Genomic DNA, 15,740 nt, shown 5'->3' on the forward strand with positions numbered 1-15,740 from the left:
GATCGACGCTAAAGCACCCTAAGCATCTAAAGCACCATAAGCACCATAAGCACAATAAGCACCAGAACCAGATAGAAGCACTCACATAAGCACACGCTCCCATGATTCTTCCGTATCGACTCGAAGCACGCACGACGCCCTCGCGCACGATGCAGCTTGCCGTGCCGCTGATCGCCGCGTTGCTCACGCTCGCAATCGGCTTCCTGATCTTCAGCCTGGTCGGCCGCGATCCGCTCGAAGCCATGCACGCGTTTTTCATCGAACCGCTTTCCAGCGTGAACGGCTGGTCCGAACTGCTGCTGAAGGCTTCGCCGCTGTGCCTGATCGGTCTTGGCCTCGCGATCGGTTATCGCGCCAACGTCTGGAACATCGGCGCGGAAGGGCAGATGCTGCTCGGCGGGATTGCCGCGAGCGGCGTCGCGATCTATTTCGATCAGGCCACCGGCTGGTGGATCCTGCCGACCATGATGATCGCCGGCGTGCTCGGCGGCATGGCGTGGGCCGCGATTCCCGCGCTCCTGAAAAGCCGCTTCAACACCAACGAGATTCTCGTCAGCCTGATGCTCACGTATGTGGCCACGCAGTTGCTGATCTATCTGGTGAGCGGTCCGTGGCGCGATCCGCAGGGCATGAACTTCCCGCTCTCGGAGATGTTCAGCGGCGACGCGCTGTACCCGACATTCTCTGGCGACTGGCACTGGAAATGGCTGCGCGGCACGCGCCTGAACGCCTCCGTGTTCGTCACGCTGATCGCGATTCCGTGCGTGTGGCTGTTCATGCGCAAGAGCTTCGCGGGCTACCGGATGAATGTAGGCGGTCTCGCGCCGCTCGCCGCGCGCTATGCCGGTTTCTCCGACAAGAAAACCATCTGGACCTCGCTCCTCATCAGCGGCGGTCTGGCGGGCTTGGCCGGCATGGGTGAGATTTCCGGTCCGATCGGTCAGCTGCAGGCGACGTGGTCGCCGGGATACGGCTTCACCGCGATCATCGTCGTGTTCGTCGGACGATTGCATCCGCTCGGCATCGTGCTCGCAAGCCTGCTGATGGCACTGTTGTACCTCGGCGGCGAAGCGGTGCAAACCTCGATGCAATTGCCGCAGGCGCTCTCCGGCGTGTTCCAGGGACTGCTGCTGTTCTGCCTGCTGGGTGCTGACCTGTTCGTGAACTATCGCGTGCGCCGGCGCTCCGTTGCCGCGCAAGCCCACTGATTTTCCAGCCGGATCTCCATGGATATTCAACAAGCCAGCGCGCTCACCTCGAGCGCCGTCACCGCCGCGATCCCGCTGATGTTCGCGGGCGCGGGCGAACTCGTCACCGAGAAGTCGGGCGTTCTCAACCTGGGCGTCGAAGGCATGATGCTGATGGGCGCCGTCACCGGCTACGCGGTCACCGCCATCACCGGCAACCCATGGCTCGGCGTAGTCGCCGCGATCGGCGCGGGGCTCGCAATGTCGCTGCTGTTCGCGTTCCTCACGCTCACCATGCTGGCCAACCAGGTTGCCACCGGTTTGTCGCTGACCATCTTCGGTATTGGCCTGTCGGCCTATGTCGGCAAGCCGTACACGTCGGCGGCGGTGCGCGCCACGATCGACACGTGGACCATTCCGGTTCTTTCGAAGATTCCGGTGCTCGGACCCGCGCTCTTCAGCCTTACACCGCTCGATTACCTCGCCTTCCTGATGTTCGCGGTAATCGGCTGGTTCCTTTACCGCACGCGTGCGGGCCTCGTGCTGCGCTCGGTCGGCGAATCGCCGCAAGTGGCGCACTCGGTCGGTTTTCCCGTGGTGGGCGTGCGTTACGGCGCGGTGGCCTTCGGCGGTGGCATGGCGGGTCTTGCCGGCGGCTATTACTCGATCGTCAACCTGCACTTGTGGCAGGAGCAACTGACTTCAGGCCGGGGCTGGATCGCGCTTGCGCTGGTGGTGTTCGCGACATGGCGTCCAGGGCGCCTGCTGATTGGCGCGCTGCTATTCGGCGCCGTGACCGGCCTGCAGTTTTACGCCCAGGCCATCGGCGTGCCGGTGCCGACGCAGTTTCTCGCGATGCTGCCGTACGTTGCGACGGTCGTCGTGCTGGTGCTGATTTCGCGCAACCCGAACACCATTCGTCTGAATGCACCCGCATCGCTCGGCAAGCCATTTTTCTCGGCGAGCTGACAAGGTTGTCGCTTCATATGACCGACCACACGTTTTAATCATTCGACAAACACGACAGGAGAGAACATGAAGAGAAGAAATCTGCTGACCGCATTCGCCTGGGGTGCTGCCTCGCTGGCGCTCGCCGCGCCGCTCGCACAAACCGCGCAGGCGGCCGACGCACCGGGCGTCGCGTTCGTCTACCTCGGCAATCCTGGCGATGCCGGCTGGACTTTCGCGCACGATCAGGGTTCGAAGGAAGTGGAGGCGAAGTTCGGCAACAAGATCAAGATCACCCGCATCGAGAACGTGCCTGAATCGGCCGACTCGGAACGAGTGTTCCGCGATCTGGCAAACAAGGGCAACAAGATCATCATCGGTTCCAGCTTCGGCTATCAGGACTTCGAACTGAAGGTCGCGAAAGATTTCCCTGACACGGTGTTCCTGCACGCAACCGGCTACAAGAAGGCGCCGAATTTCGGCACCTACGACGTGCGGATGTACCAGGGCGCCTACCTCGCGGGCGTCGCCGCGGGCTATGTGACGAAGACCAACACGCTCGGCTTCGTCGCCTCGGTGCCGATTCCCGAGGTGGTCCGCAACATCAACGCCTACACGCTTGGCGCGCGTTCGGTGAATCCTAAGATTCACACCAAGGTCATCTGGATCAACAGCTGGTTCGATCCGGGCAAGGAAAAGCAGGCCGCTGAAACGCTGATCGGCCAGGGGGCCGACGTGTTGCTGCAAAACACCGATTCGAGCGCGACGCTTGCGACCGCATCGGAAAAGCACGTGCATGCGTTCGGATGGGACTCGGATATGAAGAAGTTCGGTCCTGAAGCGCACCTCGGTTCGGTGGTTGCGCACTGGGGCGTGTATTACAACGCGGCGATTCAGCAGGTGCTGGATGGCAAGTGGAAGAACGACCCGGTGTGGTGGGGCATTCCGCAGAAAGCCGTCAATCTTGAGGACCTGAACACGTCGGCGATTTCCGCCGACGCGCAGAAGCAGGTCGCGGCGAAGCGCGATGAACTGGCCGGCGGCAAGTGGGACGTATTCACGGGCCCGATCAAGGACCAGTCCGGCGCGGTGAAGGTGCCGGCAGGCAAGACGCTGACCGATCCGGAGCTGCAACGTCTGAATTGGTATGTGGAAGGTGTGGACGGCTCGCTGCCGAAGTAATCCGGCTTGCCCGGTTATCGCGAGCGGATCGCGCAGCGATCGACGGGGGCGCCATCGACGGGGTCGCCATCGACGGAGTGGCGACCGGTCGGCTCGAAAGACCGATTAACTATCGACCAGGCGGCGGTCTCAGCAACCGCTGCTTTAAGGCGCTGCGTCCAGTACGGACGCAGCTTTTTTTTGCTTCGGATTATGTGTCGAAGATGTTTCAGGCGAAATGTTGATCGATGCGCTAATCGATCCGCAGGCCGACCTTGATGGTCACCTGCCAGTAAGCGACCTTGTCGTTTTCGATCTGGCCCCGCGTTGATGTCACTTCGAACCAGTGCAGGTTGCGCAGTGTTTTCGACGCTTTTGTAATCGCGGTGCTGATTGCGTCGTCGATCGATTTGGTCGATGAGCCGGTCAGTTCGATTTGTTTGTAGACGTGTTCTGACATGAACTTCCTCCTTTGACCTTCGTTGGTGTGCAAAAAAAGTATAGGCAATGGATCGCTGCTGACGTCCTTCGTATCAGCGAGTCATCTCGCACATCGCGTGCCCGATATGCCGCGGCGAGGCGAGGCCGTTATGATGTCCGCGCAACTCAATCCGAAATCTGAAGAGGCCTGAAAGTGGAAATTGGTTTTTGCGGTCCCGGTCTGATGGGCGCGCCGATGATCCGGCATCTGCTGCGCGCGGGGCACACCGTGCATGTCTGGAATCGCACGCGCGCCAAGGCGGAAGCGCTGCTGGCGGACGGCGCCAAGGTGGTCGATGCGCCGCGCGACTTGGCCTCCCGTTGCGAGGTTGTGCTGCTGTGCGTTGCGGATGCGGCGGCGGTGGAGGAAACGGTGTTCGGTGCGCAGGGGCTGCTAAGTCTCGACGCGGCAGGGCCGGGACGTGTGCGCTGGATCGTCGATCACTCGAGTATTCCGCCGGCTGCGACGAAGGCGTTCGCGCACCGTGCGGCGACGGTTGCCGGCGTGAGCGCGGCCACTGCGGGTAAGTCGGGCGGCGGCACGGGGCAAGAGCCCGAGGGTGAGCGCACGGCACGTGTCGGCTGGATCGACGCGCCCGTATCCGGCGGGGTTGCGGGTGCCACAGCGGGCACGCTGGCGATCATGGCGGGCGGCGCTGCAGCGGACGTCGAGGCGGTGACGCCGCTCCTCGGCGCATACTCATCCCGCCTCACGCACATGGGCGAGGTCGGCGCGGGGCAAACTACCAAACTCTGCAATCAGGCTATCGTCACGGCAACCGTCGCGGCGATTGCCGAGGCGGTGAGCCTCGCGCAACGCAGCGGCATCGATGCCGCGAAGCTCACGCAAGGTCTGGCAGGCGGTTGGGCCGACTCGGTGCTGCTGCAGATTTTCGTGCCGCGTATGACGCAAAGCGGCCTCGCGCCGATCGGCGCATTCCGCACCTTCCAGAAAGACGTCGATACGGTCGCCGCGACGGCCTATGAGACCGGCACGCCGATGCCGGTTTCGTCGACGGTCCAGCAATTGCTGCGACTCGGCGCGGCGATGGGGCTTGCCGAGGCCGATCTGTCGGCCTTCATCGACGTTTTGCAGACGCCGCGCGGCGGCTAGAAGGAAGGCCGGCAATGTGAACGTAGCGTGAACGTAAGATGAACGCGACGTCAAAACACGTGGGCACGGCACGCGTGTGGGTTGAATCCACGATAACCTGCTAAAATATTAGGTTGTTCGCCGATATCACATTCAAAGGACGTGTCGTGCTGTCTACCGCCAATATCACCATGCAATTCGGGCCAAAGCCCCTCTTCGAGAATATCTCGGTCAAATTCGGGGGAGGGAACCGCTATGGCCTGATCGGTGCGAATGGCTGCGGCAAGTCCACCTTCATGAAGATCCTGGGTAGCGATCTGGAACCGAGTTCCGGCAACGTGATGCTCGAACCGAACATCCGTCTCGGCAAGCTGCGCCAGGATCAGTTCGCGTACGAAGAAGTGCGCGTGCTCGACGTCGTGATGATGGGCCACGCCGAAATGTGGGCCGCGATGACCGAGCGCGATGCGATCTACGCGAACCCGGACGCCACCGACGACGACTACATGCACGCCGCCGAACTCGAAGCGAAGTTCGCCGAGTACGACGGCTACACCGCCGAAGCGCGCGCGGGCGAACTGCTGCTCGGCATCGGCATCGCGATCGAAGACCACAACGGCCCGATGAGCAACGTGGCTCCTGGCTGGAAACTGCGCGTGCTGCTCGCGCAGGCGCTGTTCTCGAAGCCGGACGTGCTGCTGCTGGACGAACCGACCAACAACCTGGACATCAACTCGATCCGTTGGCTGGAAGACATCCTCAACCAGTACAACTCGACGATGATCATCATCTCGCACGATCGTCACTTTTTGAACCAGGTCTGCACGCACATGGCCGACATGGACTTCGGCACGCTGAAGGTCTATCCGGGCAATTACGACGACTACATGCTGGCCAGCACGCAGGCGCGCGAGCGTCAGCAGAACGCCAACGCCAAGGCGAAGGAACGTGTCGCCGACCTGCAGGATTTCGTGCGCCGGTTCTCGGCGAACAAGTCGAAAGCGCGTCAGGCAACCAGCCGTCTGAAGATGATCGACAAGATCAAGATCGAGGAATTCAAGCCGTCGTCGCGGCAGAACCCGTTCATCCGCTTCGAGTACGAGAAGAAGCTGCACAACATTGCTGTGGTGGCGGACAAGATCTCGAAGAAGTACGAGCGCTCGATCTTCAACGATTTCAGCATCAGCGTGCAGCCGGGCGAGCGTATCGCCATCATCGGCGAGAACGGCGCGGGTAAGACCACGCTGCTGCGCTCGCTGCTTGGCAAGCTGGCGCTGGACCACGGCACTGTGAAATGGGCCGAGAACGCGAACATCGGTTACATGCCGCAGGATACGTACGAAGAATTCCCGGACGACGTCACGCTGATGGACTGGATCGACGGCTATCGCCAGGAAGGCGACGACGAGCAGATGGTGCGCGGCACGCTCGGCCGTCTGCTGTTCAATGCAGACGATATCCGCAAGTCGGTCAAGGTGCTCTCCGGCGGTGAGAAGGGCCGCATGATCTGGGGCAAGCTGATGCTGGGCCGCCATAACGTGATGCTGATGGACGAGCCGACCAACCACATGGACATGGAGTCGATCGAGTCGCTGCAGATCGCGCTCGACAAGTTCGAAGGCACGCTGATTTTCGTGTCCCACGACCGCGAGTTTGTGAGCGGCCTCGCGAACCGGATCATCGAAGTGAAGACCGACGGCACGCTGAACGACTTCGGCGGCAACTACGAAGAGTTCCTGACGAGCCAGGGCGTGCAGTAAGCGCGCCTCGCTTCGAGGTGTAGCGTCAAGCAAAGCCCGCTTCTTTGAAGCGGGCTTTTTTCATGGCGCGCGACTTACATTCCGATTGCAGCTTGTCCGGGCGCAACGGGCCCGTCTATCCGCAAACTCACAGATTCGCAGGCTCTGCAACGGAAGAGCCGTGGATTTCACTGTGAACTGAGTGGCGTCAACGAACTGGACGCAAAACCATCCTGAAAAACAGGTTCATTGATGCAGCGCAACGCATGCGCCGCCCTACGACGGATTATCAGCGTTTCGATAGTCCACCCATCGGGTCGTCAATGCTTACCTCTCACTCGTTCCCACCGCTTGTCATCCGCGGCCGCTCGCTGCTTCCGATCGTACAGGGCGGCATGGGCGTCGGCATTTCAGCCCACCGGCTGGCAGGCAGCGTCGCTCGCGAAGGTGCACTCGGCACCATCGCAAGCATCGACCTGCGCCATCACCATCCCGATCTGGTCGAACTGTGCAGGCAATCTCCTGACCGGGCCACGCTCGAACAGGCGAACCTCACCGCGCTGGCCCGTGAAATTCACGCTGCCAAAGCCCTCGCCGAAGGCCACGGCATGGTCGCCGTCAACGTAATGAAGGCCGTCAACGCGCAAGCCGACTATGTGCGCATCGCCTGCGAGAACGGCGCTGACGCAATCGTCATGGGCGCGGGTCTGCCGCTCGACTTGCCGGACATGACTCAAGGCCATGACATCGCGCTGATCCCGATTCTGTCGGACAGCCGCGGTGTCTCGCTGGTGCTGAAGAAGTGGATGAAAAAGGGCCGCTTGCCCGACGCGGTCGTGATCGAACATCCGGCTCACGCGGGTGGCCATCTTGGCGTGACCAACCTCGCCGACCTGCAAGATCCGCGCTTCGATTTCTTGCGCGTACTCGAGGAGCTCGATGCGGTATTCGTCTCGCTCGGCCTGAGTCGTAAGGACGTGCCTTTGATCGTTGCGGGTGGCATCAATAGTCATAAAGCCGTGCGCGAACTGCTGGGCGCGGGTGCCAGCGGTGTGCAGCTCGGCACGCCTTTCGCCGTTACCGAAGAAGGCGATGCGCATCCGAACTTCAAGCGTGTGCTGGCCGAGGCGACGCCTGACGACATCGTCGAATTTGTCAGCGTGACGGGGCTGCCTGCGCGCGCCGTGAAAACGCCGTGGCTGATGCGCTATCTGCGCCATGAAACGAAAATTCGCGACAAGATCGGTGCGCTCAAGCATGTTTGTCCAACCGCGCTTGAATGCCTCAGCGTCTGCGGTTGGCGTGACGGTGTCGAGAAGTTCGGCCACTTCTGCATTGACACGCGACTCGCCGCGGCATTGCGTGGCGACGTGGCCAATGGCCTGTTCTTTCGTGGTCGCGAAGCCTTGCCATTCGGCACGGCCATTCGCAGCGTCCACGACCTGATCGAACTGTTGCTGACCGGTGCGACGCGACCTGCTGTCGCAGGGCAATGGGCGCTCTCGCCAGGTTGACGCGGGTCAACGCGAAGCCTGGAGGGACCTTCGACAATCCCCACAAGCAAACAAACACTCGGGGAAGCTCATGAAGCACTCACTCAGGAACAGAATCAAGGCCGTGGCCGTCGCGTCGTGTCTGTTAGGCGCAGGGGCACTGGCGCAGCAGGCGCAGGCCGCCGGTGACGACCCGATCAGCGGCATCCATGCCGGCGACGTGCTGGTGCGTTTGCGCGCAATCAGCATCATGCCTGACGTGGGGACCAACCAGTCGCTGTCGGCGCTCAACGTGGGCGTCAACAATGCCATCGTGCCCGAGCTGGATCTGACCTACATGATCCGCGATTACCTGGGCGTCGAGCTGATTCTCGGCACGTCGCGCCATCAACTGACATCGAGCCTGGGCAATCTCGGCGGCGTGAACGTCTTGCCGCCCACATTGCTGCTGCAATATCACTTCAACCACGCGGGGCGTATCCGTCCGTATGTCGGTGCGGGGATGAACTACACGTTGTTCTATAACAACGGCCTCAACGCAGGCGGTCAGCCGATCTCGATCACCAACCACAGCTTCGGTCCTGCATTGCAGGCCGGTGTGGACGTACAGGTGAGCAAGTCGCTGTTTGTCAACGCGGATATCAAGAAGATCTGGATGCACACCGACGCTTCGCTGGGCGGGCAATCGCTTGGCCGGCTGAATATCGATCCGTTGGTGGTGGGTTTGGGCGTCGGTATGCGGTTCTGATTTCCGCGCTCGAGAGGTAGCGCCTGTCGTGCAAGAACGCCGGAGTTTCCGGCGTTCTTTTATTGCGGTTCCGGTTTCAATCGAGAGACGAATATCGCCGACAGGCAGGCCAGTGCAGGCGACCGCTGCGCGAGGAGGCTATAACTTGTCGTTCTTGAAACGCATCGCCGTGCCGTCCTGCTCGATGCGTACCCACACGGCGAGCTTTTCCTCGTCACTCAGGAACACCCAATTGGACACTTCGGCGGCGGTGCGGCCGCAGCCTTTGCAGACTTCGTCAAACAGCGTGGAACAGACGCCGATGCACGGGCTGTCGGGAAGATCGTGGAGATTCGAAGCCATCGGAAACCTTGGGGCGGAGAAGCGGAGTTGCGCTATGTTAACCGATGCAGCGAACGCGCTCCGGCGTCGCGCTCGTCGTGGCACAGATGCACGCGCGGTTGGCCGCATTTGCAGTCATGTCCGTCCGGATTCGGATCAAGCCCCTCAGCGCGCCATGCTGTACCGGATCCGCGCTGTTCAGGGCTGGCGGTCGTTGTAGTCGAACAGGTCACAAGAAGATGTTCGGAGCATGCTTACAAAATGACTGCATCTGCCAAACGCCAAACGCCGACAGCCACACCAGTTCACCGTCGAGCGTGGCGACGACAGCCGGCAGCCAGGTCAGTGTGAGTCACGCCGTGCCGTCTTCAAATCTCTCCGCACCTATGGAGCGCCGTGGTGCGTCGGCCGGCTTACGCCGCTACCCAGGTTAGCCGCACGGCATAAAATTCGCGGAAAGCGGCCGCTGACGGCAACCCTGATACAAGCCGGGTGCGGCGAAGCCACCACAACGTGACAATGAGGTAACAGCTGAGGCTGTCACTGGTGTTTTTTTCGGGTAGACACACGCCGATAACCCGCTAAAATTGCGCCCATTTTGTAGCGGCGCGGCTTGCGCTGTACCGTTTGCGCGACATCCCAGCATTTTTTTTGGTGCGCGCAATAATTAATGGTAGTTTTCGGGTTTTTCAGGGGAGCCGCGCGCGGTGTGCCGCGGCGTGGGTGAAGACGGCCGGCTCAGGCCGGTCAGGATCGGAGAACGGGATGAAAAGACGGGTAGTGGTGCAGGTGGCGGCGCTGGTCTTGTGCGCAACGCCGTGGTTGACGGCCGCTGCGAAAGATACGCGGCTGAACGTGTATAACTGGTCCGATTACATTGCCAAGGACACGATTCCGAACTTCACCAAGCAGACCGGCGTCCAGGTCCAGTACGACAACTACGACAGCGACGACACGCTGCAAGCCAAGCTGCTCACCGGCAATTCGGGTTACGACATCGTCGTGCCGACCAGCAATTACGCCGGCAAGCAGATCGCCGCTGGCATCTTCGCGCCGCTCGACAAATCGAAGCTGCCGAACCTCAAATACCTCGACCCGTCGCTGATGGCCCTCGTGGCCGGCGCCGACCCGGGCAACAAGTACTCGGTACCCTGGGCATACGGCACGACCGGCCTCGCCTACAACGTCACCAAGGCGCAGCAGATCCTCGGCAAGAATGTGCCGCTCGACAACTGGGACATCCTCTTCAAGCCGGAAAACATTTCGAAGCTGAAGACCTGCGGTGTGTCCGTGCTCGACGCGCCGGACCAGATGTTCGCCGCCGCGCTGCACTATATCGGCAAGGATCCGATGAGCACGAATCCGGCCGACTACCGTGCCGCGCTCGAGATGATGAAGAAGATCCGTCCGTACATCACGCAGTTCAACTCGTCGGGCTACATCAACGACCTGGTCGGCGGGGACGTGTGCTTCGCGTATGGCTGGTCGGGCGACGTCGTGATCGCCAAGCATCGCGCGCTCGAGGCGAAGAAGCCCTACAAGATCGAGTACTACATTCCGAAGGGCGGCGCTCCGGTGTGGTTCGACGTCATGGCGATCCCGAAGGACGCGAAGAACAAGGAAGCCGCGCTCGAGTGGATCAACTACATCGAAACGCCGCAGGTCCATGCCGCGATCACCAACGCCGTCTACTATCCGAGCGCCAACCTCGAAGCGCGCAAGTACGTGGATAAGGACGTGGCGAACGACCCGGCCGTGTACCCGTCGCCTGAGGTCATCAAGACGCTGTTCCTGTTGAAGCCGCTGCCGCCGGAAATCCAGCGCCTGCAAACGCGGCTGTGGACTGAATTCAAGTCCGGCCGCTGATTCGCAGCCGGAGTGAACGGGTAAGTATCATCAAGAAGCCCTCGGTGTCCACCGGGGGCTTTGTTCGTCAAAAGCCGGAGTAAAGCATTGTGATGAGTAGTGATCAGTCGGGCGCGCTGGCAGGGACCGCCGCACCGTTTCCGGGGCTGAACGCCCAGGCGGGCGACGCAGCAGAGAATTTCGTGCAGATCGTCGACATCGTGAAGAAGTTCGGCGAGACCGTGGCGGTGAAAGGGGTCAACCTGTCGGTGAAAAAGGGCGAGCTATTTGCGCTGCTCGGCAGTTCCGGCTGTGGCAAATCGACCTTGTTGCGCATGCTGGCCGGCCTCGAATCGATCACCTCGGGCAAGATCCTGATCGACGGTGAAGACCTTGCCCAGTTGCCGCCTTATCGGCGGCCGGTCAACATGATGTTCCAGTCGTACGCCCTGTTTCCGCATATGACTGTCGATGCCAACGTCGCGTTCGGCCTGAAGCAGGAAGGCGTGCCGAAATCCGAACTGAAAGACCGCGTGCAGAACGCGCTCGATCTCGTGCAGATGGGCCGCTTTGCGAAGCGCAAGCCGCATCAGCTCTCCGGCGGCCAGCAGCAGCGTGTGGCGCTCGCGCGCTCGCTCGTCAAGCGGCCAAAGCTGTTGCTGCTCGACGAACCGATGTCCGCGCTCGACAAACAGATCCGTCAGCGCACGCAGATCGAGCTGGTCAACATTCTCGACAAGGTCGGCGTGACCTGCATGATGGTGACGCACGATCAGGAAGAGGCGATGACGATGGCGGACCGTCTTGCCGTGATGAGTGAAGGCGAGATCATCCAGCTTGGCACGCCGCATGAAGTGTACGAGTATCCGAACAGCCGTTTTTCGGCCGAATTCATCGGCTCGACCAATCTGTTCGACGGCAACGTCGTCGAAGACGAACCCGATCACGTGTTCATCGAAACGCCCGACCTGCCGGTCCGTCTCTATGTGAGCCACGGCATCACCGGACCGCTCGGCATGCCGGTGACGATCTCGGTGCGGCCCGAGCGCATCGCGCTGACGCGTAAACCGCCCGAAGGCACATACAACTGGGGCAAGGGCGTGGTGACGAACGTCGCCTATATGGGCGGCTACTCGCTGTATCACGTGAAGCTCGATGCCGGCAAAACGGTGATCGCCAACGTGACGAGCCTTGCCTTGACGGAGATCGATCCGCCCACCTGGGGCGACGAAGTGTATGTGCGCTGGAGCGCATCGGCCGGCGTGGTGTTGACGACATGAAGAGCCCGATCCGTTCCCTTGCATCATGGCCGGTGCGCCGCTTCAATCTGACTGGCCGCACGGCGGTGGTGGCCGGTCCGTTCATCTGGTTGCTACTGTTTTTCCTTGTGCCGTTCCTGCTGGTCGTGAAGATCAGCTTTGCCGATTTGCAGCTCGGCATTCCGCCCTATACGGAACTCACCACGTATACGGACGGCGTGATTCACGTCGCGCTGGACCTGTCGCACTATGCGTTTTTGTTGACCGACAGCCTCTATTTCGCGACTTATGTGAATTCGGTGGTGGTCGCGGCGGTGTCCACGCTGCTGTGTCTGCTGATCGGTTATCCCATGGCGTACTACATTGCGCGATCGAGTCCGGCGAGCCGCAATCTGCTGATGATGGCGGTGATGTTGCCGTTCTGGACGTCGTTTCTGATTCGCGTGTATGCATGGATCGGTATCCTGAAGAACAATGGCTTGCTGAACAACTTCCTGATGTCGGTCGGGCTGATTCATACGCCGATCGAGCTGTATCACACGAACACCGCGGTTTATATCGGCATGGTGTATTCATACCTGCCGTTCCTCGTGATGCCGCTTTACGCGCACCTGGTGAAGATGGACATGACATTGCTGGAAGCCGCTTACGATCTCGGCGCGAAGCCGTGGCGAGCGTTCTGGCAGATCACTTTGCCGCTCTCGAAGAACGGCATCATCGCCGGTTGTTTGCTGGTGTTCATTCCGGCGGTAGGCGAGTACGTGATTCCGGAATTGCTGGGCGGCGCCAACACGCTGATGATTGGCCGTGTGATGTGGAATGAATTTTTCGACAATGCCGATTGGCCGATGGCGTCTGCCGTGACGTGCGCGATGGTGTTGTTGTTATTGGTGCCGATGGCGTTTTTCCAGTACGCGCAGGCGAAGGCGATGGAGGAAAGACGCTGATGAAGCCGAACCGGATTTTGCAGTTCATTGCCTTGGGGATCGGGTTTCTGTTTCTCTACATTCCGATCGTGAGTCTGATTGTGTATTCGTTCAACGAATCGCAGCTGGTCACGGTATGGACGCGGTTTTCGACGCGCTGGTATGCGGCGTTGTTGCAGGACGACGAGTTGATTGCTGCCGCGTGGCTGTCGTTGCGCGTGGCGTTGCTGACGGCGTTTGCTTCGGTGATTATCGGCACGTGGGCCGGGTTTGTTTTGGCACGTATGGGGCGGTTTCGTGGCTTTACCCTCTATACCGGGATGATCAACGCGCCGCTCGTGATTCCCGAGGTCATTCAGGGGATTTCGCTGCTGTTGCTGTTCATCGAAATGGCCAAGTGGTTGGGGTGGCCCGCGGGGCGCGGTATTTTCACGATCTGGATCGGCCATGTGATGTTGTGTATTTCCTACGTGGCTATCATCGTGCAGTCGCGTGTGAAGGAGCTGAATCCCTCGCTTGAAGAAGCCGCGCTTGATCTTGGGGCGACGCCGATCAAGGTGTTTTTCTTCATTACGTTGCCGTTGATTTCGCAGGCTCTGGTTTCTGGGTGGTTGTTGTCGTTTACCTTGTCGATCGACGATCTGGTTTTGTCGGCGTTCCTGTCAGGGCCTGGGTCGACGACGTTGCCGCTGGTTGTGTTTTCCCGTGTCCGGCTTGGGTTGAATCCGGAGATGAATGCGTTGGCTACGTTGTTTATTGCTGTTGTGACGGTTGGGGTTGTGTTGGCTAATTATTTTATGCAGCGGGCTGAGAGGAAGAGGGCTGTTATGGCGGTGTAGGTTTTTTTTTCGTCTGCGCGGCGCTTTGGTTGTTTGCTTATGGCGTTGGCCTTTCCTTGTTTTGTTAGTGGTTTATTAGTGTTGCCCCTGTGCGGGGCGGCACTTACTTTCTTTGCCGCCGCAAAGAAAGATAAGCAAAGAAAGCGGCTCACACCGCCAGCTCATAAGTGGGTCCCCCGCACAGCCACGGCAGTGGTGCATCTGGAATCCGTGCTCTCGCACATTCGGCTTTAGTGACACAGGGCTCATCAGCTCCCACTCCGCACTGCGTGCGTCGCGGATGGGTCTGCATGGGAAACCAGGGGCGTCGACGCGTGGTGGGTAGTCGGCGGTTTTATGAAGGACCGTTCGGCGCGCGAAGCGCCGCCGGAAGTATGACTGCTGTGTCACCAGGGCGGAATGTGCGAGGGCACGGATTCCAGATGCACCACTACCCCCTCCAAGCCAGGGGACCCGCTTATGAGCTGGCGGTGTGAGCCGCTTTCTTTGCTTATCTTTCTTTGCGGCGGCAAAGAAAGTAAGTGTGTAGTGGTCCAATGGTCCTGGACACCTCTAAAGGGGATAATTCTCCAACTGAGGTGAGAGATGAGCAGACGGAACATAACTGACGAATTCAAGGCTGAAGCGGTGCAACTGGTGGTTGCCCAGGGCTATTCATTCTCCAAGGCCTGTGAGGCGCTGGGCGTAGGAGACACGGCCTTGCGGCGATGGGTTGCGCAGTGGCGGGCCGAACAGGCTGAGCCGCCGCGCACTGAGATTCAGGTCAAGGCCGACCAGCGACGCATCCGGGAACTGGAGGCGCGGGTGATCGAGCTCGAAAGGGAGCGCGAGATCCTAAAAAAGTCCACGGCCTTCTTCGTCAAGGAAATGGATCGCTCATCGAAGTGATCCATTCGCTGAAGAAGGCCTGGCCGGTGAGCGTGATGTGCGAGCTGCTGAAGGTGCCTCGAAGCAGCTATTACGCCGTTTCCACACGGCCCGCCAGAGTTGCTGCTGCGCCCGCGCTGCTCAAGGCGGTGCGCGAAATTCACGGCGAAAGCCGCGCCAGCTATGGCAGTCGCAGAATGGCTCAGGCCTTGCAGCAGCGAGGCCACGCGATCGGGCGTTACCGTGCCCGATCGCTGATGCGCGAGGCACAACTGGCGGTGGCGCGACGACGAACGCACCGTTATCGCAAGACTGACGGTGAAGCGCTGGTGGCTCCCAACCTGCTTGAGCGTCGGTTCGAGCCGTCGTCGATCAATCAGGTATGGGCGGGCGATATTACGTACGTGAGAACGCTTCAGGGCTGGTCCTATCTGGCCATCGTGATGGATCTGTATTCACGCCGTATCGTCGGCTGGGCGTTTGCGCAACTGCCCGATACGGTACTGGTTATCAGGGCTTTGCAGCAGGCGCGCGAGCATCGACGGCCGCCACCGGGCCTGATGTTCCACTCGGATCAGGGATGCCAGTACACCAGCGCGCACTTCGTGAACGAGCTGAAGGCAAACGGCATCATCCAGAGCATGAGCAGAAAGGGGAACTGCTGGGATAACGCGCCGGTGGAGCGCTTCTTTAGAAGTCTCAAAAGCGAATGGATCGACGATAAAGGGTACCCCGACCACGCATATGCGGAACGCGACATCGGGGCCTACATCGACGACTTTTATAACTACAGGCGCATCCATTCAGCGGCAGACGGTCTGCCACCGGCACGAT

14 protein-coding genes are annotated in these 15,740 nt (G+C 60.4%); 12 read left to right on the top strand and 2 right to left on the bottom strand.

What is annotated here, in order from left to right; genetic code table 11:
* Nucleotides 1-101: 101 nt before the first annotated feature.
* From BCY88_RS32585 to BCY88_RS32595, 3 genes are all read left to right on the top strand, one after another.
* The gene (locus tag BCY88_RS32585; RefSeq protein WP_120292332.1) at nt 102-1,208 is read left to right on the top strand and encodes an ABC transporter permease; all 1,107 of its coding nucleotides are present in this window, start codon (nt 102-104) and stop codon (nt 1,206-1,208) included.
* A gap of 18 nt (nt 1,209-1,226) precedes the next feature.
* Nucleotides 1,227-2,156 carry an ABC transporter permease gene (locus BCY88_RS32590; RefSeq protein WP_120348221.1) on the top strand — a complete coding sequence of 310 codons (930 nt, stop codon included), beginning with the start codon at nt 1,227-1,229 and terminating at the stop codon, nt 2,154-2,156.
* Nucleotides 2,157-2,222: 66 nt separating this feature from the next.
* A complete protein-coding gene (locus tag BCY88_RS32595) occupies nt 2,223-3,317 on the top strand; it encodes a BMP family ABC transporter substrate-binding protein (protein WP_120348222.1) in 1,095 nt (364 codons plus the stop codon).
* Between the two features lie 232 nt (nt 3,318-3,549).
* Here BCY88_RS32595 and BCY88_RS32600 read toward each other — a convergent pair whose 3' ends face one another.
* Entirely contained in the window at nt 3,550-3,756 is a 207-nt protein-coding gene (locus BCY88_RS32600; RefSeq protein WP_120348223.1) for a dodecin, read from the bottom strand.
* 174 nt (nt 3,757-3,930) lie between these two features.
* On the opposite strand from BCY88_RS32600, the gene BCY88_RS32605 reads away from it, so the two are divergent.
* The 4 genes from BCY88_RS32605 (at nt 3,931) to BCY88_RS32620 (ending at nt 8,849) form a co-directional block, all read left to right on the top strand.
* The gene (locus BCY88_RS32605; protein WP_120348224.1) at nt 3,931-4,890 is read left to right on the top strand and encodes an NAD(P)-dependent oxidoreductase; all 960 of its coding nucleotides are present in this window, start codon (nt 3,931-3,933) and stop codon (nt 4,888-4,890) included.
* A 146-nt stretch (nt 4,891-5,036) separates the two neighbouring features.
* A complete protein-coding gene (locus BCY88_RS32610; RefSeq protein ID WP_120348255.1) occupies nt 5,037-6,629 on the top strand; it encodes an ABC-F family ATPase in 1,593 nt (530 codons plus the stop codon).
* A 302-nt stretch (nt 6,630-6,931) separates the two neighbouring features.
* Nucleotides 6,932-8,122, top strand: a complete 1,191-nt coding sequence (locus BCY88_RS32615; RefSeq protein ID WP_120348225.1) for an NAD(P)H-dependent flavin oxidoreductase — start codon at nt 6,932-6,934, stop codon at nt 8,120-8,122.
* A gap of 70 nt (nt 8,123-8,192) precedes the next feature.
* The gene (locus BCY88_RS32620) at nt 8,193-8,849 is read left to right on the top strand and encodes an OmpW/AlkL family protein (RefSeq protein ID WP_120348226.1); all 657 of its coding nucleotides are present in this window, start codon (nt 8,193-8,195) and stop codon (nt 8,847-8,849) included.
* A gap of 138 nt (nt 8,850-8,987) precedes the next feature.
* On the opposite strand, the gene BCY88_RS32625 is transcribed toward BCY88_RS32620, so the two are convergent.
* The gene (locus BCY88_RS32625) at nt 8,988-9,191 is read right to left on the bottom strand and encodes a DUF1289 domain-containing protein (protein WP_120348227.1); all 204 of its coding nucleotides are present in this window, start codon (nt 9,189-9,191) and stop codon (nt 8,988-8,990) included.
* A gap of 744 nt (nt 9,192-9,935) precedes the next feature.
* Here BCY88_RS32625 and BCY88_RS32630 point away from each other — a divergent pair.
* The 5 genes from BCY88_RS32630 to BCY88_RS32655 all read left to right on the top strand — a co-directional run.
* Nucleotides 9,936-11,036, top strand: coding sequence for a polyamine ABC transporter substrate-binding protein (locus BCY88_RS32630; RefSeq protein WP_120348228.1), 1,101 nt, complete (start codon nt 9,936-9,938; stop codon nt 11,034-11,036).
* Nucleotides 11,037-11,128: 92 nt separating this feature from the next.
* On the top strand, nt 11,129-12,295 hold the full coding sequence (locus tag BCY88_RS32635) for an ABC transporter ATP-binding protein (protein WP_183081503.1): 1,167 nt from the start codon (nt 11,129-11,131) through the stop codon (nt 12,293-12,295).
* Complete coding sequence (locus tag BCY88_RS32640) at nt 12,292-13,221, top strand: ABC transporter permease subunit (RefSeq protein ID WP_120348229.1); 930 nt, start codon at nt 12,292-12,294, stop codon at nt 13,219-13,221. The genes BCY88_RS32635 and BCY88_RS32640 overlap by 4 nt, the downstream gene beginning before the upstream one ends.
* The gene (locus BCY88_RS32645; protein ID WP_120348230.1) at nt 13,221-14,039 is read left to right on the top strand and encodes an ABC transporter permease subunit; all 819 of its coding nucleotides are present in this window, start codon (nt 13,221-13,223) and stop codon (nt 14,037-14,039) included. The genes BCY88_RS32640 and BCY88_RS32645 overlap by 1 nt, the downstream gene beginning before the upstream one ends.
* A gap of 585 nt (nt 14,040-14,624) precedes the next feature.
* Nucleotides 14,625-15,740, top strand: a protein-coding gene (locus tag BCY88_RS32655; protein ID WP_220669656.1) for an IS3 family transposase whose coding sequence is annotated in 2 segments (ribosomal slippage) — nt 14,625-14,883 and nt 14,883-15,740 — 1,117 coding nt annotated over the 2 segments. Because the reading frame shifts where the segments join, the coding sequence is not laid out codon by codon here. This gene is flagged as partial in the annotation.

This window comes from Paraburkholderia fungorum, from assembly GCF_003610895.1.
In the GTDB taxonomy this organism is placed as follows: domain Bacteria; phylum Pseudomonadota; class Gammaproteobacteria; order Burkholderiales; family Burkholderiaceae; genus Paraburkholderia; species Paraburkholderia fungorum_B.